The sequence below is a fragment of the Enterobacter cloacae complex sp. Mu1197 genome, assembly GCF_040059225.1.
GTDB lineage: Bacteria > Pseudomonadota > Gammaproteobacteria > Enterobacterales > Enterobacteriaceae > Enterobacter > Enterobacter quasiroggenkampii.
The window spans coordinates 1,111,025-1,131,501 of record NZ_CP157375.1 but is presented as its reverse complement, the minus strand read 5'-3'; the positions used below and the strand labels follow the sequence as shown (position 1 = coordinate 1,131,501).

General features: G+C 58.4%; 21 protein-coding genes. 14 read left to right on the top strand and 7 right to left on the bottom strand.

The window, feature by feature from the left end; genetic code table 11:
• The first annotated feature begins 55 nt into the window (after positions 1-55).
• Positions 56-577: a metal-dependent hydrolase gene (locus tag ABFV38_RS05290; protein ID WP_348958718.1), complete on the top strand. Its 522-nt coding sequence runs from the start codon at positions 56-58 to the stop codon at positions 575-577.
• An 88-nt stretch (positions 578-665) separates the two neighbouring features.
• On the opposite strand, the gene cysS is transcribed toward ABFV38_RS05290, so the two are convergent.
• Entirely contained in the window at positions 666-2,051 is a 1,386-nt protein-coding gene (gene cysS / locus ABFV38_RS05285) for a cysteine--tRNA ligase (protein WP_348958716.1), read from the bottom strand.
• Positions 2,052-2,225: 174 nt separating this feature from the next.
• Here cysS and ppiB point away from each other — a divergent pair, with 174 nt between their 5' ends.
• The 6 genes from ppiB to mnmH all read left to right on the top strand — a co-directional run bounded on the left by ppiB (position 2,226) and on the right by mnmH (position 6,693).
• Positions 2,226-2,720, top strand: coding sequence for a peptidylprolyl isomerase B (ppiB, locus tag ABFV38_RS05280; protein ID WP_008499327.1), 495 nt, complete (start codon positions 2,226-2,228; stop codon positions 2,718-2,720).
• A 3-nt stretch (positions 2,721-2,723) separates the two neighbouring features.
• On the top strand, positions 2,724-3,446 hold the full coding sequence (gene lpxH, locus ABFV38_RS05275) for a UDP-2,3-diacylglucosamine diphosphatase (protein ID WP_348958714.1): 723 nt from the start codon (positions 2,724-2,726) through the stop codon (positions 3,444-3,446).
• A gap of 136 nt (positions 3,447-3,582) precedes the next feature.
• On the top strand, positions 3,583-3,792 hold the full coding sequence (locus ABFV38_RS05270; RefSeq protein ID WP_008499325.1) for a YdgH/BhsA/McbA-like domain containing protein: 210 nt from the start codon (positions 3,583-3,585) through the stop codon (positions 3,790-3,792).
• 171 nt (positions 3,793-3,963) lie between these two features.
• Positions 3,964-4,473, top strand: coding sequence for a 5-(carboxyamino)imidazole ribonucleotide mutase (purE, locus tag ABFV38_RS05265; protein WP_348958712.1), 510 nt, complete (start codon positions 3,964-3,966; stop codon positions 4,471-4,473).
• On the top strand, positions 4,470-5,537 hold the full coding sequence (gene purK, locus ABFV38_RS05260) for a 5-(carboxyamino)imidazole ribonucleotide synthase (RefSeq protein WP_348958710.1): 1,068 nt from the start codon (positions 4,470-4,472) through the stop codon (positions 5,535-5,537). Before purE ends, purK begins: the two co-directional genes overlap by 4 nt.
• A gap of 85 nt (positions 5,538-5,622) precedes the next feature.
• Entirely contained in the window at positions 5,623-6,693 is a 1,071-nt protein-coding gene (gene mnmH, locus ABFV38_RS05255) for a tRNA 2-selenouridine(34) synthase MnmH (RefSeq protein ID WP_348958708.1), read from the top strand.
• 90 nt (positions 6,694-6,783) lie between these two features.
• Here the strand turns inward: mnmH and ABFV38_RS05250 are convergent, their stop codons facing one another.
• From ABFV38_RS05250 to ybbA, 3 genes are all read right to left on the bottom strand, one after another.
• On the bottom strand, positions 6,784-7,929 hold the full coding sequence (locus ABFV38_RS05250) for a porin (RefSeq protein ID WP_048030137.1): 1,146 nt from the start codon (positions 7,927-7,929) through the stop codon (positions 6,784-6,786).
• 183 nt (positions 7,930-8,112) lie between these two features.
• The gene (gene ybbP / locus ABFV38_RS05245; protein ID WP_348958706.1) at positions 8,113-10,527 is read right to left on the bottom strand and encodes a putative ABC transporter permease subunit YbbP; all 2,415 of its coding nucleotides are present in this window, start codon (positions 10,525-10,527) and stop codon (positions 8,113-8,115) included.
• Positions 10,524-11,210 (bottom strand): putative ABC transporter ATP-binding protein YbbA, encoded by a 687-nt coding sequence (gene ybbA, locus ABFV38_RS05240; protein ID WP_044597066.1) that lies wholly within the window; start codon positions 11,208-11,210, stop codon positions 10,524-10,526. Before ybbA ends, ybbP begins: the two co-directional genes overlap by 4 nt.
• Between ybbA and tesA the strand changes: the two genes are divergently transcribed.
• The 3 genes from tesA to ABFV38_RS05225 are packed head-to-tail and all read left to right on the top strand — an operon-like array spanning position 11,181 to position 13,516.
• Complete coding sequence (gene tesA / locus ABFV38_RS05235; protein ID WP_348959403.1) at positions 11,181-11,804, top strand: multifunctional acyl-CoA thioesterase I/protease I/lysophospholipase L1; 624 nt, start codon at positions 11,181-11,183, stop codon at positions 11,802-11,804. The genes ybbA and tesA overlap by 30 nt on opposite strands.
• Before the next feature lie 28 nt (positions 11,805-11,832).
• Positions 11,833-12,603 (top strand): SDR family oxidoreductase, encoded by a 771-nt coding sequence (locus tag ABFV38_RS05230; protein WP_023617270.1) that lies wholly within the window; start codon positions 11,833-11,835, stop codon positions 12,601-12,603.
• A gap of 58 nt (positions 12,604-12,661) precedes the next feature.
• A complete protein-coding gene (locus ABFV38_RS05225; RefSeq protein ID WP_048030131.1) occupies positions 12,662-13,516 on the top strand; it encodes a co-chaperone YbbN in 855 nt (284 codons plus the stop codon).
• A gap of 87 nt (positions 13,517-13,603) precedes the next feature.
• Here ABFV38_RS05225 and fetB read toward each other — a convergent pair whose 3' ends face one another.
• Positions 13,604-14,386 carry an iron export ABC transporter permease subunit FetB gene (gene fetB, locus ABFV38_RS05220; protein WP_348958703.1) on the bottom strand — a complete coding sequence of 261 codons (783 nt, stop codon included), beginning with the start codon at positions 14,384-14,386 and terminating at the stop codon, positions 13,604-13,606.
• Positions 14,379-15,050, bottom strand: coding sequence for an iron ABC transporter ATP-binding protein FetA (gene fetA / locus ABFV38_RS05215; protein WP_048030129.1), 672 nt, complete (start codon positions 15,048-15,050; stop codon positions 14,379-14,381). Before fetA ends, fetB begins: the two co-directional genes overlap by 8 nt.
• A 143-nt stretch (positions 15,051-15,193) precedes the next feature.
• On the opposite strand from fetA, the gene ABFV38_RS05210 reads away from it, so the two are divergent.
• The 3 genes from ABFV38_RS05210 to ABFV38_RS05200 are packed head-to-tail and all read left to right on the top strand — an operon-like array spanning position 15,194 to position 17,453.
• Entirely contained in the window at positions 15,194-16,045 is an 852-nt protein-coding gene (locus tag ABFV38_RS05210) for a hypothetical protein (RefSeq protein WP_045909737.1), read from the top strand.
• A gap of 44 nt (positions 16,046-16,089) precedes the next feature.
• The gene (locus tag ABFV38_RS05205; protein WP_008499312.1) at positions 16,090-17,004 is read left to right on the top strand and encodes an SPFH domain-containing protein; all 915 of its coding nucleotides are present in this window, start codon (positions 16,090-16,092) and stop codon (positions 17,002-17,004) included.
• Positions 17,001-17,453, top strand: a complete 453-nt coding sequence (locus ABFV38_RS05200) for an NfeD family protein (RefSeq protein WP_048225940.1) — start codon at positions 17,001-17,003, stop codon at positions 17,451-17,453. The genes ABFV38_RS05205 and ABFV38_RS05200 overlap by 4 nt, the downstream gene beginning before the upstream one ends.
• Here the strand turns inward: ABFV38_RS05200 and cueR are convergent.
• On the bottom strand, positions 17,450-17,860 hold the full coding sequence (gene cueR, locus ABFV38_RS05195; protein ID WP_045909739.1) for a Cu(I)-responsive transcriptional regulator: 411 nt from the start codon (positions 17,858-17,860) through the stop codon (positions 17,450-17,452). The two genes, ABFV38_RS05200 and cueR, sit on opposite strands and share 4 nt — an antisense overlap.
• A gap of 108 nt (positions 17,861-17,968) precedes the next feature.
• Here cueR and copA point away from each other — a divergent pair, with 108 nt between their 5' ends.
• Positions 17,969-20,467, top strand: a complete 2,499-nt coding sequence (gene copA / locus ABFV38_RS05190; protein ID WP_348958700.1) for a copper-exporting P-type ATPase CopA — start codon at positions 17,969-17,971, stop codon at positions 20,465-20,467.
• The last annotated feature ends 10 nt before the right edge of the window (positions 20,468-20,477 follow it).

Below are 20,477 nucleotides of genomic sequence, written 5' to 3'. Positions count from 1 at the left end.
GTTTTTTAGCGCGGAATGACTGCTATATTTCCATGATTTGCCATGGATAATCACAATGCCTACCGTCATTACACACGCTGCTGTTCCGCTTTGCCTGGGATTAGGCCTGGGGACAAAAGTTATCCCACCCCGTCTGCTGTTTGCCGGGATTGTTCTCGCCATGCTGCCGGACGCCGACGTGCTGGCGTTTAAGTTCGGCGTCGCGTATGGCAACGTTTTCGGCCATCGCGGCTTTACCCACTCCCTGCTGTTTGCCTTCGTGGTGCCGATACTTTGCGTACTGACTGGACGACGATGGTTCAGGGCCAGCCTGATGCGATGCTGGCTGTTTTTAACCGTGTCACTGCTGTCGCACAGCCTGCTGGATTCGATTACCACAGGCGGGAAAGGCGTCGGCTGGCTGTGGCCGTGGTCGGATGAACGCTTCTTTGCGCCGTGGCAGGTGATTAAGGTCGCGCCGTTTGCGCTCTCACGCTATACCACACCGTACGGGCATCAGGTGATTATTTCAGAACTGCTTTGGGTGTGGCTGCCGGGGGTCGTGCTGATGGGAATGTTGTGGTGGAAAAGAAGGTAAAAAAAAAAGCCGGGTGGCGGCTGCGCCTTACCCGACCTACTTTTGCCTGTAGGCCCGGCAAGCGTGAGCGCCACCGGGCGTTACAGACTTACTTACGGCGCCAGGTGGTGCCCTGCGGGCCGTCTTCCAGAATAATACCCATCTCGGTCAGACGGTTACGCGCCGCATCTGCCGCCGCCCAGTCTTTCGCCTGACGCGCTTCCAGACGCGCCTTGATCAACGCTTCAATCTCCGCCACTTCGCCGTCGTCCGCCTGCGCACCGCTCTGCAGGAACGCGTCCGGCTCCTGCTCCAGCAGGCCAAGCACGGCAGAGAGCTTACGCAGATGGGACGCCAGCGCATTCGCCGCGGTCATATCTTCTGACTTCAGGCGGTTCACTTCGCGCGCCATGTCGAACAGCACGGAGTAGGCTTCCGGGGTGTTGAAGTCGTCGTTCATCACCTCAATAAAGCGCGCTTCGAACGCTTCGCCACCTGCCGCCGGAACAGACCTGTCGGTACCGCGCAGCGCGGTGTAGAGACGCTCCAGCGCCGAGCGCGCCTGTTTCAGGTTTTCTTCGCTGTAGTTCAGCTGGCTGCGATAGTGGCCGGACATCAGGAAGTAGCGCACGGTTTCCGCGTCGTAGTATTTCAGCACATCGCGCACGGTAAAGAAGTTACCCAGCGATTTCGACATCTTCTCGCGGTCAACCATTACCATCCCGGAGTGCATCCAGTAGTTCACATACTCGCCGCCGTGGGCGCAGGTGGACTGCGCGATTTCGTTTTCGTGGTGCGGGAACATCAGATCTGAGCCGCCGCCGTGAATGTCGAAGTGTTTGCCCAGCTGCTTGCAGTTCATCGCAGAACATTCAATGTGCCAGCCCGGACGGCCTTCGCCCCACGGGGATGGCCAGCTTGGCTCACCCTCTTTGGACATCTTCCACAGCACGAAGTCCATCGGGTTACGCTTGACGTCAACCACGTCGACACGGGCACCGGCCTGGAGCTGATCCAGATCCTGACGGGAAAGCGCACCGTAGGTTGGGTCCGTCGGCACGGAGAACATCACGTCGCCGTTGTCGGCAACATACGCATGACCGCGGGCGATCAGCTTTTCGGTGATCTCGATGATTTCGTGAATATGGTGGGTCGCGCGCGGCTCGCTGTCCGGACGCAGAATATTCAGGGCGTCGAAGTCTTTGTGCATCTCAGCGATCATGCGATCCACCAGCGCGACAAAGCTTTCGCCATTTTCATTCGCGCGCTTGATGATCTTATCGTCGATGTCGGTGATGTTGCGCACGTATTTCAGGTTGTACCCCAGAAAACGCAGGTAGCGTGACACCACGTCGAAGGCGACAAAGGTACGGCCATGGCCAATGTGACAGAGATCGTAAACCGTAATACCACACACGTACATGCCGACTTCCCCGGCATGGATAGGTTTAAATTCCTCTTTTTGGCGCGTCATTGTATTAAAGATTTTTAACATCGAAGATTCCATGTAAACACGTGTGTGGTTGAAAACCGGCTATTCTACCCGTAATTCAAACCCGAAGCAGCACACAATGCAAGGTGATCGCATCCTGTGGTTATGCTATAACAAGCCCCTATAGATGACCCGAAGGCGGGTCGACGTACCACAATAACGGAACAGGATGCAAAAATGGTTACTTTCCACACTAATCATGGCGATATCGTAATCAAAACCTTTGATGACAAAGCGCCTGAAACAGTTAAAAACTTCCTGGACTACTGCCGCGAAGGTTTCTACAACAACACCATTTTCCACCGCGTGATCAACGGTTTTATGATCCAGGGCGGCGGTTTCGAACCTGGCATGAACCAGAAAGCCACTAAAGAGCCGATCAAGAACGAAGCGAACAACGGCCTGAAAAACACCCGCGGCACGCTGGCGATGGCACGTACTCAGGCGCCTCACTCTGCTACTGCACAGTTCTTCATTAACGTGGCGGACAACGACTTCCTGAACTTCTCCGGCGAAAGCCTGCAGGGTTGGGGCTACTGCGTATTCGCAGAAGTGGTTGAAGGTATGGACGTGGTTGACAAGATCAAAGCCGTCTCTACTGGCCGCAGCGGTATGCACCAGGACGTTCCAAAAGAAGACGTTGTGATTACAAGCGTGACCGTCAGCGAGTAATTGGTGGCGACACTCTTTATTGCGGATCTTCATCTGCAAACAGAAGAACCGGCGATAACCGCCGGTTTTCTGCGTTTTTTACGCGGTGAAGCGAAAAGCGCCGATGCGCTGTACATCCTGGGCGACCTCTTTGAAGCCTGGATTGGCGACGATGATCCTAACCCGCTGCACCGTGAAATGGCCGCCGCCATTCACGCGCTGGTGGATTCGGGCGTCCCCTGCTACTTCATTCACGGCAACCGTGATTTCCTGATCGGTAAGCGCTACGCCCATGAAAGCGGCATGACGCTGCTGCCGGAAGAACAGGTGCTCGACCTCTACGGCCGCAAGGTGCTGATCATGCACGGCGACACGCTCTGCACCGACGATACCGGCTACCTGGCGTTTCGCGCCAAAGTCCACACCCCGTGGATCCAGAAGGTGTTCCTTGCCCTGCCGCTGTTTATCCGCAACCGCATCGCCGCCAGAATGCGCGCAGGCAGTAAAGCTGCCAACAGCAGCAAATCCATGACCATCATGGACGTCAATCCACAGGCGGTCGTGCGGGTGATGGAAAAGCATGACGTTCAGTGGCTCATCCACGGTCATACTCATCGTCCTGACGTGCATTCCCTTATCGCCAACGGCCAGCCCGCACACCGCGTGGTATTAGGTGCCTGGCACACCGAAGGCTCCATGGTCAAAGTCACGCCTGAGGGTGTGGAGCTGATCGCGTTTCCGTTTTAACCCCCTTCATATCATTCTATTTTTTTGAACAATACTGGCAAATTGTTTCGATTTTAATCAGCCCGTGGTCGGCCTATTATTTATCACATCAGGGCAACATGCCCTATCCCAGACAAAACACTTAAGGAATACGACCATGAAATCCATCAAAACTTTCGTTGCAGTTGCGGCTCTCTCCCTGGTTTCTTTCGGTTCTTTCGCGCAGAGCGTGAGTGCAACCGCCTCTACCCTTGACCGCGCAGAAGCGAAAATCGCTGCACAGGCTGCTGAACAGGGCGCGTCTTACAAAATCACCAGCGCGAAGGTCGACAACCGCGTGTATATGACCGCAGAACTGACGAAATAATGATTGCCCCTCGACAAAAACAGACCGCCAGAATGCGGTCTGTTTTGTTATGAATTGATGGCAACAACGGCTCAAGATTTAACCGCGCAACCGTTTTCCTTGCCCGTATAACATGCTATTCTCTGTGCCCTCGAAAGCAGTGTGTTTCGCACCACAGGAGTTTTAAGACGCATGTCTTCCCGCAATAATCCGGCGCGTGTCGCCATCGTGATGGGGTCCAAAAGCGACTGGGCTACCATGCAGTTCGCCGCCGAAATCTTTGACATCCTGAATGTTCCGCACCACGTTGAAGTGGTCTCCGCGCACCGTACACCGGACAAACTGTTCAGCTTCGCCGAAATCGCCGAAGAGAACGGTTATGAGGTGATCATTGCCGGTGCGGGCGGCGCAGCACATCTGCCGGGCATGATTGCCGCCAAAACCCTGGTGCCGGTGCTGGGCGTCCCGGTACAAAGCGCCGCGTTAAGCGGTGTGGACAGCCTCTACTCCATCGTTCAGATGCCGCGTGGCATTCCCGTCGGCACGCTGGCGATTGGTAAAGCGGGCGCCGCCAATGCCGCCCTGCTGGCCGCGCAGATCCTGGCGACGCACGATAAAGACTTACATCAGCGTCTGGCGGCGTGGCGTAAAGCCCAGACCGACGAGGTGCTGGACAATCCAGACCCGCGGGGTGCCGCATGAAGCAGGTTTGCGTTCTCGGTAACGGCCAGCTAGGCCGCATGCTGCGTCAGGCTGGCGAACCGCTGGCGATTTCCGTCTGGCCCGTCGGCCTGGACGCCGAGCCGGAAGCGGTACCGTTCCACCAGAGCGTCATTACCGCTGAGATCGAACGCTGGCCGGAGACCGCCCTGACCCGCGAGCTGGCGCGTCATAACGCCTTCGTTAACCGCGACGTGTTCCCGATCATTGCCGACCGTCTGACGCAAAAGCAGCTTTTCGACAAGCTGGGCCTCGCAACCGCACCGTGGCAGCTCCTGTCTGATAAAAGCGAGTGGAACGACGTCTTCGCCATGCTGGGCGAGCTGACGATCGTGAAGCGTCGCGTGGGTGGCTACGATGGCCGCGGCCAGTGGCGCCTGCGCGCAGGCGACACCGCCGAGCTGCCGGATGATTGCTACGGCGAGTGCATTGTTGAGCAGGGCATCAACTTTAGCGGTGAAGTGTCGCTGGTTGGCGCGCGCGGTCATGACGGGCATACCGTCTTTTATCCGCTGACGCATAACCTCCATCAGGACGGCATTCTACGCACCAGCGTGGCCTTCCCGCAGGCCAATGCTGACCACCAGGCGCAGGCGGAAGAGATGCTCTCTGCCATCATGCACGAGCTCGGGTACGTGGGCGTGATGGCGATGGAGTGCTTTATCACCCCGTCTGGTCTGCTGATCAACGAGCTGGCACCGCGCGTGCACAACAGCGGCCACTGGACGCAAAACGGCGCCTCCATCAGCCAGTTCGAGCTGCACCTGCGCGCAATTACCGACCTGCCGCTGCCGCAGCCGGTGGTGAACAGCCCGTCGGTGATGATCAACCTGATCGGAACCGATCTGAACTACGACTGGCTGAAGCTGCCGCTGGTGCATCTGCACTGGTATGACAAAGAGGTTCGTCCGGGTCGTAAGGTTGGCCACCTGAACCTCAACGACAGCGACACGGGCCGTCTGAGCGCCACGCTGGAAGCCATGATCCCGCTCCTGCCGCCGGAATACGCGAGCGGTATTGTCTGGGCACAGTCAAAGCTTAAATAGTTATCCCTCCGCCGGGGAGTTGACCTCCTCTTTCCCCGGCGTACAATTCCCGCCCATTGCTGCTTAGCTTTCTTCTGGAATAACCATGAACGATGGAACGGACTATCGCGCGATCCTCGCGTCCGATACCCCTTTAATCGACGTTCGCGCGCCGATCGAATTTGCCCAGGGCGCGATGCCAGCGGCAGTCAACCTGCCTTTAATGAATGATGACGAGCGCGCCGCCGTCGGCACCTGTTATAAACGTCAGGGACCAGACGCCGCGCTGGCGCTCGGCCATCGCCTGGTGAGCGGCGACACGCGTGAGGCCCGCATCAACGCCTGGCGCGAAGCCAGCCTTGCCCATCCTGCGGGCTTTCTCTGCTGCGCGCGCGGCGGCCAGCGCTCGCATATCTCGCAGGCCTGGCTGAAAGAGGCGGGTATCGACTACCCGCTGATCCGCGGTGGCTATAAGGCCCTGCGCCAGACGGCAATTCAGGTGACCATTGAGCAGTCGCAAAAGCCGATGGTGCTTATTGGCGGCTGTACCGGGAACGGTAAAACCCTGCTGGTGAAGCAGCATGCACAGGGTATCGATCTGGAAGGACTGGCGCACCATCGCGGTTCATCGTTTGGTCGCACGCTGACGCCGCAGCTTTCCCAGGCCAGCTTTGAAAATCACCTTGCGGTTGAGCTATTGAAAAAAGATTCCGCGCGCTGGGTGCTGGAAGATGAAGGCCGGATGATTGGCTCTAACCACCTGCCGGCCTGCCTGCGCGACCGCATGGTTGAAGCCCCTATCGTGGTGGTAGAGGATCCGTTTGAGATCCGTCTTGAACGCCTGCGCGAAGAGTATTTCGACCATATGTGGGCGGATTTTTCTGCTGCCTACGGCGAGGAAGCAGGCTGGAAAGAATACAGCGAGTACCTGCATCACGGCCTGTTCGCCATTCGTCGCCGCCTGGGGCTGCAGCGCTTTGCGGAATTTACCGCGCTGTTAGATTCCGCGCTGTTGGAACAGCAACGATCTGGCCGCACGGACGCGCACTTCAGCTGGCTTGCGCCGCTGCTGAAGGACTATTACGACCCGATGTACGGCTATCAGCTGGAGAAAAAGGCGGAGAAGATTGTCTATCGCGGGACGTACGGCGAGGTTGCTGAGTGGCTTAATCGCTGAAAAATAAAGCCGGGTGGCGGCTACGCCTTACCCGGCCTACGCGTACTGTTGTAGCCCCGGTAAGCGCAGCGCCACCGGGGAACAGACGGCTTAGAAGTCGTAACGCAGACGCACCAGGTTCATGTCGCCCAGGTTGTCGGTGCTGGAAGTGAACACGTGTTCGTAATCCACGCGGAAACCGTAATCCAGCTGGAAGCTGATACCCACGCCGTTGTCGATGCGCTGGTAGTTACGGCCGTTCACGTACTCAATGCGGTCACCCATGAAGTAAGGCTGGATGGATTTAACCGCATACTGACCGATTGGGAATTTATAACCTGCGAAGTACTCAATACCCCACGCGTCGCCCGCAAAGTAATCGTTAACAGACACTTTTTTGGTGGTCAGGAAGTTCTGGTACCAGCCGCCGCCTGCGGAGAAGGTCCAGTTGTCCGGGGTCCAGCTCAGCGCGGTACCGAGAATGTTCTGGTCGTAGGTTTTGCTGTCGCCGTTGTCCGGGTTACGCATGTCGGCGCGGGTGTAGTTCCACGCGGCGCCCCAGGTCAGGTCGGTAGTCAGGTGGTAATCCAGGCCCAGTGAACCGCCGCCTTTACGCTTGTAGCGCAGGCCGTTGCCCGGCAGGTATTCGCTGTCTTCAAACAGGTAGGATGCATAAATATCAGCATCGCCCACGGTTTTCTTATATTTCAGCATCTGGCGTGAACGGTAAGAACCGTCGTAGTCGCCGTTGATCCCGTTACCTGGCGCCTGAGCGATCATGTCGTAGTCCCAGATATCGGTTTTCGCGCCCACCACATCATAGTAAACGCTGTTCTGTTGACCGAAGGTCAGCGTACCCCAGGTGTCGCTCTTCAGACCGGTGTAGAGCATACGACGCGTGGTGTCGTGTGCGCCTTCGGCGTAGTGGTGATCCCAGTTAAACTGCGCAGGAATGTTCACACCCAGCTCGTAGTAGCTGATCCAGCTGATGTCATCAAACAGGTAGTAATCTGCAGCGAAACGGAAACGGGTGCCGCCGTCAAAGCCGTTACGCTTGTAGCTGTTTTTACCGTCGTCGCCGGTCATGTTCTGGAACTGAGGACGAATACTACCGCCAACGGTGAAGTTCAGGCGGCTCAGCGGGTTACCCGCCTGAGGATCCTGCTTAAGAACGGTGATTTCCGCCTGAGAAGCGAAGGTCGTTAATGCCACTGCCGCGCCGATCGTTGCCGCAAGCGCTGATTTTTTTATAGTCATTATTTTTCCTTAATAGACACGCTGCTAAATATTTAGCGGGTGAATATTAACTGGAAATAATCGGGCTGTGTGGTTGGGTTTTTAATGTTTTGTGCTACTAAATGAGTGGGTATTATCACTTTGTGCTATTTAAACACTACGCACCGGCATAAAAATCCGGTGCGTAATTATCACCATACTAAATCAACTCGCAAACTGACGGAACAGGGCTTTGCCCTTTAACAGCCGCGTGCCGAGCCAGCCTCCGCAGAGAGAAAGCAGCGCAGTGCCGCACAGAGGCAGGATCAACCAAAGACGCCAGTCAGGCTCCCACGGGAAGTCGAAGACCTTTGTCTGCAGCACCGCCAGCGCCGTCTCTGCGCCAATGGCGGCCACCAGACCGGCCACCAGCCCCAACAGCGCAAACTCGCTCCAGAGCGTCATTCGCAGCAGCCGCTTACCGGCCCCCAGCGTGCGGTATACCACCAGCTCCTGATGGCGCTGGCGCATGCCCACCTGCACCTGGGCCAGCAGCAACAGCACGCCGCAGATCGTCACCAGCACCACCATCATCTCCAGCGCGCGGCTCACCTGCTCCAGCACCTGCCCCACCTGCTTCAGGATCGCCCCAATATCCAGCAGGCTGACCGTCGGAAACTCCCGGTTAAGCTGGGTCAACATGCCGTTACCGTTTTCCCAGCGGAAGCTGGTCAGCCAGCTCTGGGGCTGCCCGTCCAGCGCCCCCGGCGGGAAGATAAAGAAGAAGTTGGGCCGCAGGCTTTCCCAGTCCACTTTACGCAGGCTGGTCACTTTCGCGGTGAAATCCTGGGTATCCCCTGTGAAGGTGACGCTGTCTCCCAGCTTCACGTTCAGGCGCGTCGCCAGCCCCTCCTCCATCGACACCTCTCCCGCTTTCGGCGGCCAGGTGCCGGCGGTTATCGGATTGTGGTCAGGGCGTTTCTCCTGCCAGGTGAGGTTCAGCTCGCGGTTCAGCGACTCGTCCTTGTTCCCCTCCGTTGGCTGCCCGTTGATCTGCGTCAGACGCGCGCGAACGATGGGATAGAACGACTCAGGGATGATGTGATGCTCCGCCAGGAAGCCCTTCAGCGGCGTAACCTGCTCAGGGGCGATATTGATCAGGAAATAGTTCGGGCTTTCCGGCGGAAGCTGCTGCTGCCAGCGATCGAGCAGATCGCCGCGCAGCACCAGCAGCAGCGCCAGCAGCATAAACGACAGCGAGAACGCCGACAGCTGGCTGAGCGTAGACCAGGGCTGGTGCAGCAGACGGTTAACCGCCAGGCGCACGGGCAGGGATTTTACCGTCACCCTTTTCAGGAGGTTAAGCAGTATCCAGCCCAGCACGCCGCACAGCAGCGCCAGCACAACCGCCCCGGCCAGCACCGCCCACAGCAGCGTGCTGCCGCCCATCAGCCACGCCAGCAGCCCCACCGCCACCGCAATAATCACCGGAAGGTAGAACTTCAGCGGCCAGACGTTCGCCACGACATCATTGCGAAGCACGCGCAGCGGCTGCGTGGCGAGCAGCAGGCGGTAAGGCCGGAGCCCCACCAGCACCGAGATCACCGTCATCGCGCCCATCGCCCACAACCACGGCCAGAGACTGGCCGGCGGCAATGCGGCCGGGAGCACCGGTTTTAGCATCACCATCAGCAGTTTTTCAAACAGCAGCCCCATTATTCCGCCGGTCAGCGCCGACAGGACCAGCAGCATCAGCCACTGGCCGACGATCAGCTTGCGCAGCTGCGCCCGGCCCGCCCCGAGGGTTTTGAGGATCGCCACCAGGTCGTAGCGGCTGCGGCAGTAGTGCCCCATCGCGACGGCCACCGCCGCCACCGCCAGCAGCAGGGTCAACAGGGCCGACAGCAGCAGGAACTGCTGAGAGCGCTCCAGAGATTTACCGAGCGCCCCCTCGTCCTGCTCCAGCCCGTACCAGCGGTGTTCCGGTTTGAGCTGCGGCAGAAGCCATTTTTCATACGCGTCAAGCTGGGCGGGCGTGCCGCCAAATTTATAGCGCCAGGTAACGCGGCTGCCCGGCTGTACCGCATGGGTGGCCGCGACATCCGCGGTGTTCATCAGCAGACGCGGCGCAAGCTGGAACGGGTTAAATCCGCCGTCGGGCTCCTGCACCACTTCCCCGGCAATCCTGAGGGTAGCGTCACCGACGTCGATACTGTCGCCGGGTTTCAGGTTCAGCAGCGCCATCAGACGCGATGCCAGCAGCACCGTACCGGGCGTCGGCTTTAATCCCGGCGGGCGGGTCTGCAAATCACCGTACATCGGGTAGATATCATCGACGGCCTTGACGCTCGCCAGCTGCGGCGTGTCGCCCGCGAAGGTCATGGTCTGGAAGGTGAGCTGCTCTCCCACCTTCAGCCCTTCTTTGCGCGCTGCTTCAATCCAGTCCGGCGGCACGGGGCGGGAGCTTTCCAGCGCCCTGTCTCCCGCCATAAACTCCCGGCTCTGCTGGCTGAGCCCTTTTTCCATGCGGTCACTGACGCTGCCGAGCGCCAGCACGCAGGCCACCGCCAGGCTGAGCGCCAGCCAGACAATCAGCAGCGAGGGCGAGCGCCACTCGCGCCAGAACCAGCGGGTAATCATGCTTCCTCCTGCAGAACACCGTTGACCAGCCGCAGGCGACGGTCGCAGCGCGCCGCGAGCTGCGGATCGTGGGTCACGAGGATAAGCGTCGTGCCGTGCTCGCGGTTGAGCGAAAACAGCAGGTCGGCAATCCTGTCGCCGGTTTTACGGTCAAGGTTGCCGGTAGGCTCATCGGCAAACAGCACCTCAGGGCGGCCGTTAAACGCGCGGGCCAGCGCCACGCGCTGCTGCTCACCGCCGGAAAGCTGGGCGGGAAGATGGTCGAGACGTTTCCCCAGACCGAGCTGTTCCAGCAGCGCCTTCGCGTGAGCGCGGCTTTCACGGCTATTTTCACCGCGCAGCAGCGCCGGGAGCTCGACGTTTTCCAGGGCGTTCAGGGTCGGGATCAGCATAAAGGACTGAAAGACAAAACCAATGTGACGCGCGCGCAGCGCGGCCCGCGCCTCTTCATCAAGCTGATGCAGCGGCTGCCCGACAAGGTGGACCTCACCGCTGCTGCCGTCGTCCAGACCGGCTAAAATCGCCAGCAGCGTGGACTTACCGGAACCGGATTCGCCAATCAGCGCAATGGTTTCAGCGCGTTTGACAACGAGTTCAACTCCGGTAAGGATGGAAAGCTCGTGCTCCCCCTGACCGACGGACTTCTTAAGATGATGAACTTCAACACTGTTTTCCGCTGGCATTTGCCCTTCCTGTTTTTGATTCTGATGACTTTCCGCGCGGCGGCAGCGGACACGTTACTGGTTCTCGGCGACAGCCTGAGCGCAGGCTATCGTATGGCGGCCAGCGCGGCCTGGCCCGCCCTGCTTAATGACAAATGGCAGAGCAAAACGGCTGTAATCAACGCCAGCATTAGCGGCGACACCTCGCAGCAGGGGCTGTCGCGCCTGCCTGCGCTGCTCAAACAGCATCAGCCACGGTGGGTGCTGGTTGAGCTTGGCGGTAATGATGGCCTGCGCGGTTTCCAGCCTCAGCAAACGGAGGATACGCTGCGCACCATTTTGCAGGACATCAAGGCGGCAAACGCCCAGCCGCTGCTGATGCAAATTCGCCTGCCCGCCAACTACGGTCGCCGGTATAATGAGGCCTTTAGCGCGATCTACCCCAAGCTTGCCAAAGAGTTTGATATTCCGCTGCTGCCATTTTTCATGGAAGAGGTCTATCTCAAACCCCAGTGGATGCAAGACGACGGGATCCACCCCAATCGCGATGCGCAGCCGTTTATTGCCGACTGGATGGCAACGCGGCTGGCTCCTTTAGTTAAACATGACTCCTGATTAAGCGGAGATCCTGACAGGTAAAGTTATGCAAAAATCGGTCTTAATTACAGGATGTTCCAGCGGAATCGGCCTGGAAAGCGCGCTCGAATTAAAGCGCCAGGGGTTTCGGGTTCTGGCGGCCTGCCGCAAACCCGACGATGTCGAACGCATGAACGGGTTGGGCTTTACCGGCGTGCTGCTGGATATGGACTCGCCGGAGAGCGTTGAGCGCGCCGCGGACGAGGTGATCGCACTGACCGGTAATCGTCTGTACGGCCTGTTTAATAATGCCGGCTACGGCGTGTATGGCCCGCTGGATACCCTCTCCCGCGAAACGCTGGAGAAGCAGTTTTCGACCAACTTTTTCGGCGTGCATCAGCTCACCATGCGTCTGCTCCCCGCGATGCTGCCGCACGGTGAAGGGCGCATCGTGATGACGTCGTCGGTGATGGGGCTAATTTCCACCCCGGGCCGCGGCGCCTACGCCGCCAGCAAATATGCGCTGGAGGCCTGGTCCGACGCCCTGCGTATGGAGTTACGCCACAGCGGCATTAAGGTCAGCCTGATTGAACCCGGCCCGATCCGCACCCGCTTTACCGAAAACGTTAACCAGACGCAGGCGGATAAACCAGTCGAGAACCCCGGCATCGCCGCACGTTTTACCCTCGGGCCAGAGGCGGTGGTAGCCAAAGTGCGCCATGCTTTTGAGAGTGAACATCCCAAAATGCGCTATCCGGTGACGCTGGTCACCCATGCCGTCGGCTGGTTAAAACGCCTGCTGCCGGGCCGGATAATGGACAAAATTTTACACGGTTGAGTTGAAGCGCCGACGCGCATCCCCATGTAAAGAACAAACCGACAAAAGAGAAAGCCGCATGTCCGTACAGAATATCGTCAATATCACAGAAGCTAACCTGCAACAGACGCTTGAACAGTCGATGACCAAACCGGTCCTGTTCTACTTCTGGTCTGAACGTAGCCAACACTGTCTGCAGCTGACGCCGGTGCTGGAAAGCCTTGCCGCCCAGTACAACGGTCAATTCATTCTCGCGAAGCTGGACTGTGACGCCGAGCCGATGGTCGCGTCTCAGTTTGGTCTGCGCGCCATTCCTACCGTCTATCTGTTCCAGAACGGCCAGCCTGTTGATGGCTTCCAGGGGCCACAGCCGGAAGATGCTATCCGCGCCCTGCTGGATAAGGTGCTGCCGCGCGAAGAAGAGCTGAAAGCGCAGGAAGGCATGGCGCTGATGCAGGAAGGCAAATACGACGAGGCGCTGCCGCTGCTCAAAGAGGCGTGGCAGCTGTCAAAACAGAACAGTCAGATTGGCCTGCTGCTGGCGGAGACGCAGATCGCCCTGCACCGCTCAGAAGACGCGGAAGCCGTACTCAAGACGGTTCCGCTGCAGGATCAGGACACCCGCTATCAGGGGCTGGTTGCACAAATTGAGCTGCTTAAGCAGGCGGCGGATACCCCGGAAATTCAGCAGCTGCAGCAGCAGGTTGCCGACAACCCGGCGGACGCCGCGCTGGCAAGCCAGCTGGCGCTGCAGCTGCATCAGGTGGGGCGTAACGAAGAAGCGCTTGAGCTGCTCTTCAGCCATCTGCAAAAAGATTTAGCCGCCGCAGACGGTCAGGCGCGCAAGATGTTCCAGGAGATCCTGGCCGCGCTCGGCACCGGAGACGCGCTGGCGTCGAAGTATCGTCGTCAGCTTTACGCGTTGTTGTATTGATGCACTTTGCCCGGTGACGGCTTCGCCTTACCGGGCCTACAAAAGCACGAATCGTAGGCCGGGCAAACGCAGTGCCGCCCGGCACAATCACCGCACCTTTTTCAACTGCGTCACCACCAGCTGGTGACGCGCGTTGTAGAACTTCCGATAGGTCAGGTAGCAGGCAATGATGGTGGACAGGCTTGCCGTGGAAAGCAGCATAAACGTCACCATGATCTGATACTTAATCGCTTTTACCGGATCGATACCGGCAAAAATCAGCCCCGACATCATGCCCGGCAGGCTCACCAGCCCCACCGTTTTGGCAGAATCTACCGTAGGGATCAGCGATGAGCGAATGCTCTCGCGAATCAGCCGCGCCGAGGCCACTTTTGGCGTTGCCCCCAGGCTTAGTTTCTCCTGCAGCTGCTGCTGTTCGCTGCTGAAACGCTGGCCGAGGTTGTTATAACAGAGCCCAACGGCCACCATCGCGTTCCCCGCAATCATCCCGGAAATAGGGATAACCTGCATCGGCGTAAACTCAATCGAGCCGGAAAGTACCAGCACCGCCAGCGTGAGCGCCGTTCCGGTGGTAATCGCGATAAACGATGAAATAAACGCCTTATCGATGTATTTACTGCGCTTTTGCGCATTCCACGCCGCGTTAAAGCAGATAAAGAGCACCATCAGCAGCGTCAGCACCGCGTGGTTAACGTTGAAGATATACTTCAGCACATAGCCGACGATGATGAGCTGAATCACCGCGCGGCAGATACTCCATACGATATCTTTTTCCAGCCCAAGCTTTTCGCGGTAGCTGACCACAATCGCAATCAGCACCAGCACCATCGAAAAGGCCAGCGATTCGTTGGTAATGTTGTGTTCACCCACGGTTTGCCTCCTGCATTTTCCCGCCGTGCGGCTGGAGCGTAATAACGTCATCCGCATGGGTTATTTCGTTAGCGTCGTGCGTCACCCACAGCACGGCAATGTTCTGCTCCCGGGCGTAACGATGAATAATCTCGTTAACGTTGCGCTTGTTGACGTCATCGAGCGCGCTGGTGATTTCGTCCAGCAACAACACCTTCGGTAAAAACTGCAGGTTGCGGATCAGCGAGACCCGCTGCTTTTCTCCGCCCGACAGCGCGTTGATGGATTTGCTCAGCGTCTCCTGCGCCAGGCCAAAGCGGGCCAGATCCTGGATAAACTTTTCCGGCTCCGGCGTTTTATTGCGGATTTGCCACGGGAAAATCAGGTTGTCATAGACCGTATCGCCAAAAAGCACGGGCGTTTGCACGCAGTACGAGACCTGCTGGCGATAGCTTTCCGGAGAAAGCGAGGCGATATCCTCGCCTTCAAACAGAATGGCGCCCTCCGTCGGGCTGAGGAGTGACGCCACAATCTTCAGCAGCGTGCTTTTACCACAGCCTGAGGGACCCGTGATTAATTTAAACTCGCCCGGCGACAGGCTAAACCCGACGTGCTGCAGGATCGTGTTTTCCCCGACTCGAAATCCGACATCCCTGAGCAGTAATACGTTTCTTTTATCGTTCATCGCGCTTCCGTTGACCGCTTCGTGTAATAACCGCCTGTAGCATAATCCTTTCGCCCGCACAGCGCGAATAGCCTCACGCTGAAGCAAGTGTTAAACTTTTTGTTTGCAAATTGTCACCTCCATCACTACAGGAAGTATGCGACATGGCACATATCTTTTATGAGTTTCCCTCCCTGAAGCCTGGTGTTCCTGATGTCGAAACATTAATGGAAGTCATCAAATCGTCGGAGCTCACGCGTTTTGTGATAGGTGCAGAGGTGGTGGACTTTGTTAAGAAGGCGCTCATCGTGAACACCACGATCGGCAGCTTCAAAAATTGCTATTTCGCCTTCGACAACGGAACACACTTCCTTGAATTTGACGGTGAAGGCAAATCAAAACGCTTCAATGAGGTGCCGGACTGGTTCGTCTCTCCGGCGGAATTTTCACGCACCCAGTGGCTTATCAACCACAATCTTGCGGATGTGAAAGCCACACAGTTCATTGACGTCCTGATGTCCTACCCGCTGAAAGCGCGCCGCGCGCACTGCAATTTGCTGTTCGGACTGGAGCTGGAAAAGGTGAACGCGGTTCCGGCCGCGGCATCAGCGGCAGGTAAAATCGGCAATAAAAACGGTAAAACCACCAAGCCCCGCGTCACCGATCTGGGCTCGTTCGAGCTGTTCAGCCAGTTCTTTGCGCGCATGAAAACCGCCGTGCTGGCCGATGAGTTCCCGACTCTGCAGATCCTGACGGGCATGGATAACCTGGCAAAAGCGCCGCATAATTTAAAGCAGGGCATCAGAACCTGGTTTAAAGCCATCGCGGGCGACCTTCCACCGAATAACAAACGCGTTGAAGCGGGGAATGCCGTTCTGTTCTGCGCCCCCATTCGCGAACAGATCCAGCGTATCGAAGCGCTGGGGCTGGAGAATTACTACCAGGGATTATCGAAAGCCATTGCTGAAGCGGGTGATGGATTCATCTCTGACTTTACCTATACTTACGAGCAATAAACACACACTTTCACTCGCCACAGCATGCAAAACAGGAGGTTTTTATGCTTATCGTTGTTCCCGTCCTTATTTTCGTTGCGCTGGTTATCGTGGGCGCCGGCGTCAAAATTGTCCCTCAGGGTTATCAGTGGACCGTCGAGCGTTTCGGCCGATACACCAATACACTCCAGCCAGGCTTAAGCCTGATTGTTCCGTTCATGGACAGAATTGGTCGCAAGATCAACATGATGGAGCAGGTTCTGGACATTCCGTCCCAGGAAGTGATCTCCAAGGATAACGCCAACGTCACCATCGACGCCGTCTGCTTTATTCAGGTGATTGACGCGCCGAAAGCGGCCTATGAGGTCAGCAACCTGGAGCTGGCGATCGTCAACCTGACGATGACCAACATCCGTACCGTGCTCGGCTCGATGGAGCTGGACGAGATGCTTTCCCAGCGCGACAGCATCAACACCCGCCTGCTGCACATTGTCGACGAGGCTACAAACCCGTGGGGGATCAAAGTTACCCGCATCGAGATCCGCGACGTGCGCCCGCCGGCGGAGCTGATCGCCTCCATGAACGCCCAGATGAAAGCCGAGCGAACCAAGCGCGCCTATATTCTGGAAGCCGAAGGGGTGCGCCAGGCGGAGATCCTCAAAGCGGAAGGGGAAAAACAGTCGCAGATCCTGAAAGCGGAAGGTGATCGTCAGTCCGCGTTCTTACAGGCGGAAGCGCGTGAGCGTTCCGCCGAAGCGGAAGCCCGCGCGACCCAGATGGTGTCCGAGGCGATTGCCGCCGGTGATATTCAGGCCGTGAACTACTTTGTCGCGCAAAAATATACCGACGCGCTGAAAGAGATTGGGTCGGCGAACAACAGCAAAGTGGTGATGATGCCGCTGGATGCCAGCAGCCTGATGGGCTCTATCGCGGGCATAGCCGAACTGATCAAGGACAGCGGAAACGAGCGTAAAAAATGATTGAGCTCATCGTTGCACATCCTCATGCCTTCTGGCTAAGCCTCGGCGGCTTATTGCTGGCGGCGGAGATGCTGGGCGGCAATGGCTACCTGCTCTGGAGCGGTGTAGCCGCCGTCATTACCGGTCTTCTGGTCTGGATCCTTCCCCTGGAGTGGGCGTGGCAGGGCGCGCTGTTTGCCGTGCTGACGCTGGTGGCCGCCTGGCTGTGGTGGCGCTGGCTCAACCGGCGGGTTAACGAGCAGAAACCGGTGGACGCCCACCTTAACCAGCGCGGGCAGCAGATTGTCGGCAAGCGTTTTACGCTCGACAGCACGCTGGTGAACGGACGTGGGCACATGCGGGTAGGTGACAGTTCGTGGCCGGTGGTGGCCGACGATGACCTCAGCGCCGGCACGCGGGTGGAGGTCATCGCGGTGGAGGGCATTACCCTGCGGGTAAAAGCCTGCTAAGCGTGGGTTTTGCGGTGGCAGCAGCCGGCAAGATTATCGATAATCGGGCAGTCGGCGCTGTCATCCCCCGGACAGGACGCCGCGAGCTGCAGCAGCTGTTCGCGCATCGCCTGTAGCTCGACGATGTGGCGTTCAATTTCGGCCACCTTTTCCAGCGTGCGTTTTTTCACGTCGGCGCTGTGACGCTTTGGATCGTTGAACAGGTTAACCAGCTCGCCGCACTCTTCCAGATTAAAACCGACCTGTCTTGCCTGGCGCAGCAGCGTCAGTTCATCCAGATGCAGCTGCGTGTAGCTACGGTAGCCGTTTTCACTGCGCAGCGGCGGCGTCACCAGTCCCTTCTCTTCATAAAAGCGAATCGCTTTGCTGGTTAAGCCGGTTTTTTTTGCCACATCACTGATATTCACATTTCCCCCTTGACCTTCCCCTTGATGGAAGGTTTAACCTTCATAACAGTTAGTGAAAAGCGTTACTCCGGTCAACAACTGACCAAAATATTATACGGGAGTTTTGTTATGTCTCACACTATTGACCTGACGCTGGACGGCCTCTCCTGCGGCCACTGCGTCAAACGCGTTAAAGAAAGCCTGGAACAGCGCCCTGATGTGGAAAGCGCTGACGTGACTATCGATCATGCGGCCGTGACCGGCAGCGCCAGCGCGGATGCGCTGATCGATACCATCAAGCAGGCCGGTTACGGGGCGGAGTTAAGCCACCCAAAGGCTAAACCGCTGGCAGAGTCATCATCCCCGTCGGAAGCACTGACAGCGGCCACTCCTGATCTTCCGGCAGCGGATGATATTGATGACAGCCAACAGCTGCTGATCAACGGCATGAGCTGCGCCAGCTGCGTCTCCCGGGTACAAAACGCCCTGCAGGCGGTACCGGGCGTCGCGCAGGCACGGGTGAATCTTGCGGAGCGCACTGCGCTGGTAATGGGCAGCGCCTCCGCCGCAGAGTTAGTGCAGGCCGTTGAAAAAGCGGGCTACGGCGCGGAGGCCATCGAAGATGATGCCGAGCGCCGCGAGCGCCAGCAGGAAACGGCTATCGCCACCATGAAGCGCTTTCGCTGGCAGGCGATTGTCGCCCTGCTGGTCGGTATTCCGGTGATGGTGTGGGGCATGCTCGGCGACAACATGATGGTCACCGACGACAACCGCACGCTGTGGCTGGTGATTGGTTTGATTACCCTTGCGGTGATGGTGTTGGCAGGCGGACATTTCTATACCAGCGCCTGGAAGAGCCTGAAAAATCGTACCGCGACGATGGATACCCTGGTCGCCCTCGGGACCGGCGCGGCGTGGCTCTATTCGATGAGCGTGAACGTCTGGCCCCAGTGGTTCCCGATGGAAGCGCGGCATCTCTATTACGAAGCGAGCGCGATGATTATCGGCCTGATTAACTTAGGCCATATGCTGGAAGCCCGCGCCCGCCAGCGCTCCTCGAAAGCGCTGGAAAGATTGCTCGATTTAACCCCACCGACGGCACGCGTGGTCACGGACGAAGGGGAAAAAAGCGTTCCGCTGGCCGAGGTTCAGCCCGGCATGACGCTGCGCCTGACCACCGGCGACCGGGTTCCCGTTGACGGCAAGATAACCCAGGGCGAAGCCTGGCTGGATGAAGCGATGCTGACCGGGGAGCCTATCCCTCAGCAGAAATCAGACGGCGACGCCGTGCATGCCGGTACGGTCGTGCAGGACGGCAGCGTGCTGTTCACCGCCAGCGCCGTCGGCAGCCACACGACGCTGTCGCGTATTATCCGCATGGTGCGCCAGGCGCAGAGCAGCAAGCCGGAAATTGGCCAGCTTGCTGATAAAATCTCGGCCATTTTTGTGCCGGTTGTGGTCGGCATTGCCCTGCTGAGTGCGGCGATCTGGTACTTCTTCGGCCCGGCGCCGCAGATTGTGTATACCCTGGTGATCGCCACCACGGTGCTGATCATCGCCTGCCCTTGCGCCCTTGGTCTGGCGACGCCGATGTCGATTATCTCCGGCGTAGGCCGCGCGGCCGAATTTGGCGTGCTGGTGCGGGATGCGGACGCGCTGCAGCGGGCCAGCACCCTGGACACGCTGGTGTTTGATAAAACCGGCACGCTGACGGAAGGTAAACCGCAGGTGGTCGCCGTCCACACCGTGGGCATTACGGAAGAGGACGCGCTGCGTCTCGCCGCCGCGCTGGAGCAAGGCTCCAGCCATCCGCTGGCGCGCGCCATTCTCGATAAAGCCAATGCATCTGCCCTGCCGCAGGTGAGCAACTTCCGCACCCTGCGCGGACTCGGCGTGAGCGGTGAAGCAGAAGGCCACGCGCTGCTGCTGGGCAACCAGGCATTGCTCAATGAAAACGGTATTGATACCGCCGCGCTGGAAAACGAGCTTAAAACGCAGGCGTCACAGGGCGCCACCCCGGTTCTGCTGGCGGTGGATGGCAAAGCCGCCGCGCTGCTGGCCGTGCGCGATCCGCTTCGCCAGGACAGCGTGGATGCCTTACAGCGCCTGCACCGTGCGGGATATCGTCTGGTGATGTTGACCGGGGATAACCCGACCACCGCCAACGCCATCGCGAAAGAAGCCGGTATTGATGAGGTGATTGCGGGCGTACTGCCGGACGGCAAAGCGGACGCCATTAAAAACCTGCAACGTCAGGGCCGTCAGGTGGCGATGGTCGGCGACGGCATCAACGATGCCCCGGCGCTGGCCCAGGCGGATGTGGGGATCGCAATGGGCGGCGGGAGCGACGTGGCCATCGAAACCGCGGCCATCACGCTGATGCGCCACAGCCTTATGGGCGTGGCCGATGCGCTGGCTATTTCGAAAGCTACACTGCGCAACATGAAGCAGAACCTGCTGGGGGCGTTTATCTACAACTCGCTCGGTATTCCGATTGCTGCCGGTATTTTGTGGCCGCTGACCGGCACGCTGCTTAATCCGGTCGTCGCGGGTGCGGCGATGGCGCTCTCCTCCATCACCGTGGTCAGCAACGCCAACCGACTGTTGCGGTTTAAACCGAAGGATTGAACCTTGTACC

Excerpts from the sequence above, each read along its gene's own strand:
- ABFV38_RS05290 (WP_348958718.1), top strand. The coding sequence starts at position 56 with ATGCCTACCGTCATTACACACGCTGCTGTTCCGCTTTGCCTGGGATTA.
- cysS (WP_348958716.1), bottom strand. The coding sequence starts at position 2,051 with ATGTTAAAAATCTTTAATACAATGACGCGCCAAAAAGAGGAATTTAAA.
- ppiB (WP_008499327.1), top strand. The coding sequence starts at position 2,226 with ATGGTTACTTTCCACACTAATCATGGCGATATCGTAATCAAAACCTTT.
- ABFV38_RS05270 (WP_008499325.1), top strand. The coding sequence starts at position 3,583 with ATGAAATCCATCAAAACTTTCGTTGCAGTTGCGGCTCTCTCCCTGGTT.
- purE (WP_348958712.1), top strand. The coding sequence starts at position 3,964 with ATGTCTTCCCGCAATAATCCGGCGCGTGTCGCCATCGTGATGGGGTCC.
- purK (WP_348958710.1), top strand. The coding sequence starts at position 4,470 with ATGAAGCAGGTTTGCGTTCTCGGTAACGGCCAGCTAGGCCGCATGCTG.
- mnmH (WP_348958708.1), top strand. The coding sequence starts at position 5,623 with ATGAACGATGGAACGGACTATCGCGCGATCCTCGCGTCCGATACCCCT.
- ABFV38_RS05250 (WP_048030137.1), bottom strand. The coding sequence starts at position 7,929 with ATGACTATAAAAAAATCAGCGCTTGCGGCAACGATCGGCGCGGCAGTG.
- ybbP (WP_348958706.1), bottom strand. The coding sequence starts at position 10,527 with ATGATTACCCGCTGGTTCTGGCGCGAGTGGCGCTCGCCCTCGCTGCTG.
- tesA (WP_348959403.1), top strand. The coding sequence starts at position 11,181 with ATGAACTTCAACACTGTTTTCCGCTGGCATTTGCCCTTCCTGTTTTTG.
- ybbA (WP_044597066.1), bottom strand. The coding sequence starts at position 11,210 with ATGCCAGCGGAAAACAGTGTTGAAGTTCATCATCTTAAGAAGTCCGTC.
- ABFV38_RS05230 (WP_023617270.1), top strand. The coding sequence starts at position 11,833 with ATGCAAAAATCGGTCTTAATTACAGGATGTTCCAGCGGAATCGGCCTG.
- ABFV38_RS05225 (WP_048030131.1), top strand. The coding sequence starts at position 12,662 with ATGTCCGTACAGAATATCGTCAATATCACAGAAGCTAACCTGCAACAG.
- fetA (WP_048030129.1), bottom strand. The coding sequence starts at position 15,050 with ATGAACGATAAAAGAAACGTATTACTGCTCAGGGATGTCGGATTTCGA.
- ABFV38_RS05210 (WP_045909737.1), top strand. The coding sequence starts at position 15,194 with ATGGCACATATCTTTTATGAGTTTCCCTCCCTGAAGCCTGGTGTTCCT.
- ABFV38_RS05205 (WP_008499312.1), top strand. The coding sequence starts at position 16,090 with ATGCTTATCGTTGTTCCCGTCCTTATTTTCGTTGCGCTGGTTATCGTG.
- ABFV38_RS05200 (WP_048225940.1), top strand. The coding sequence starts at position 17,001 with ATGATTGAGCTCATCGTTGCACATCCTCATGCCTTCTGGCTAAGCCTC.
- copA (WP_348958700.1), top strand. The coding sequence starts at position 17,969 with ATGTCTCACACTATTGACCTGACGCTGGACGGCCTCTCCTGCGGCCAC.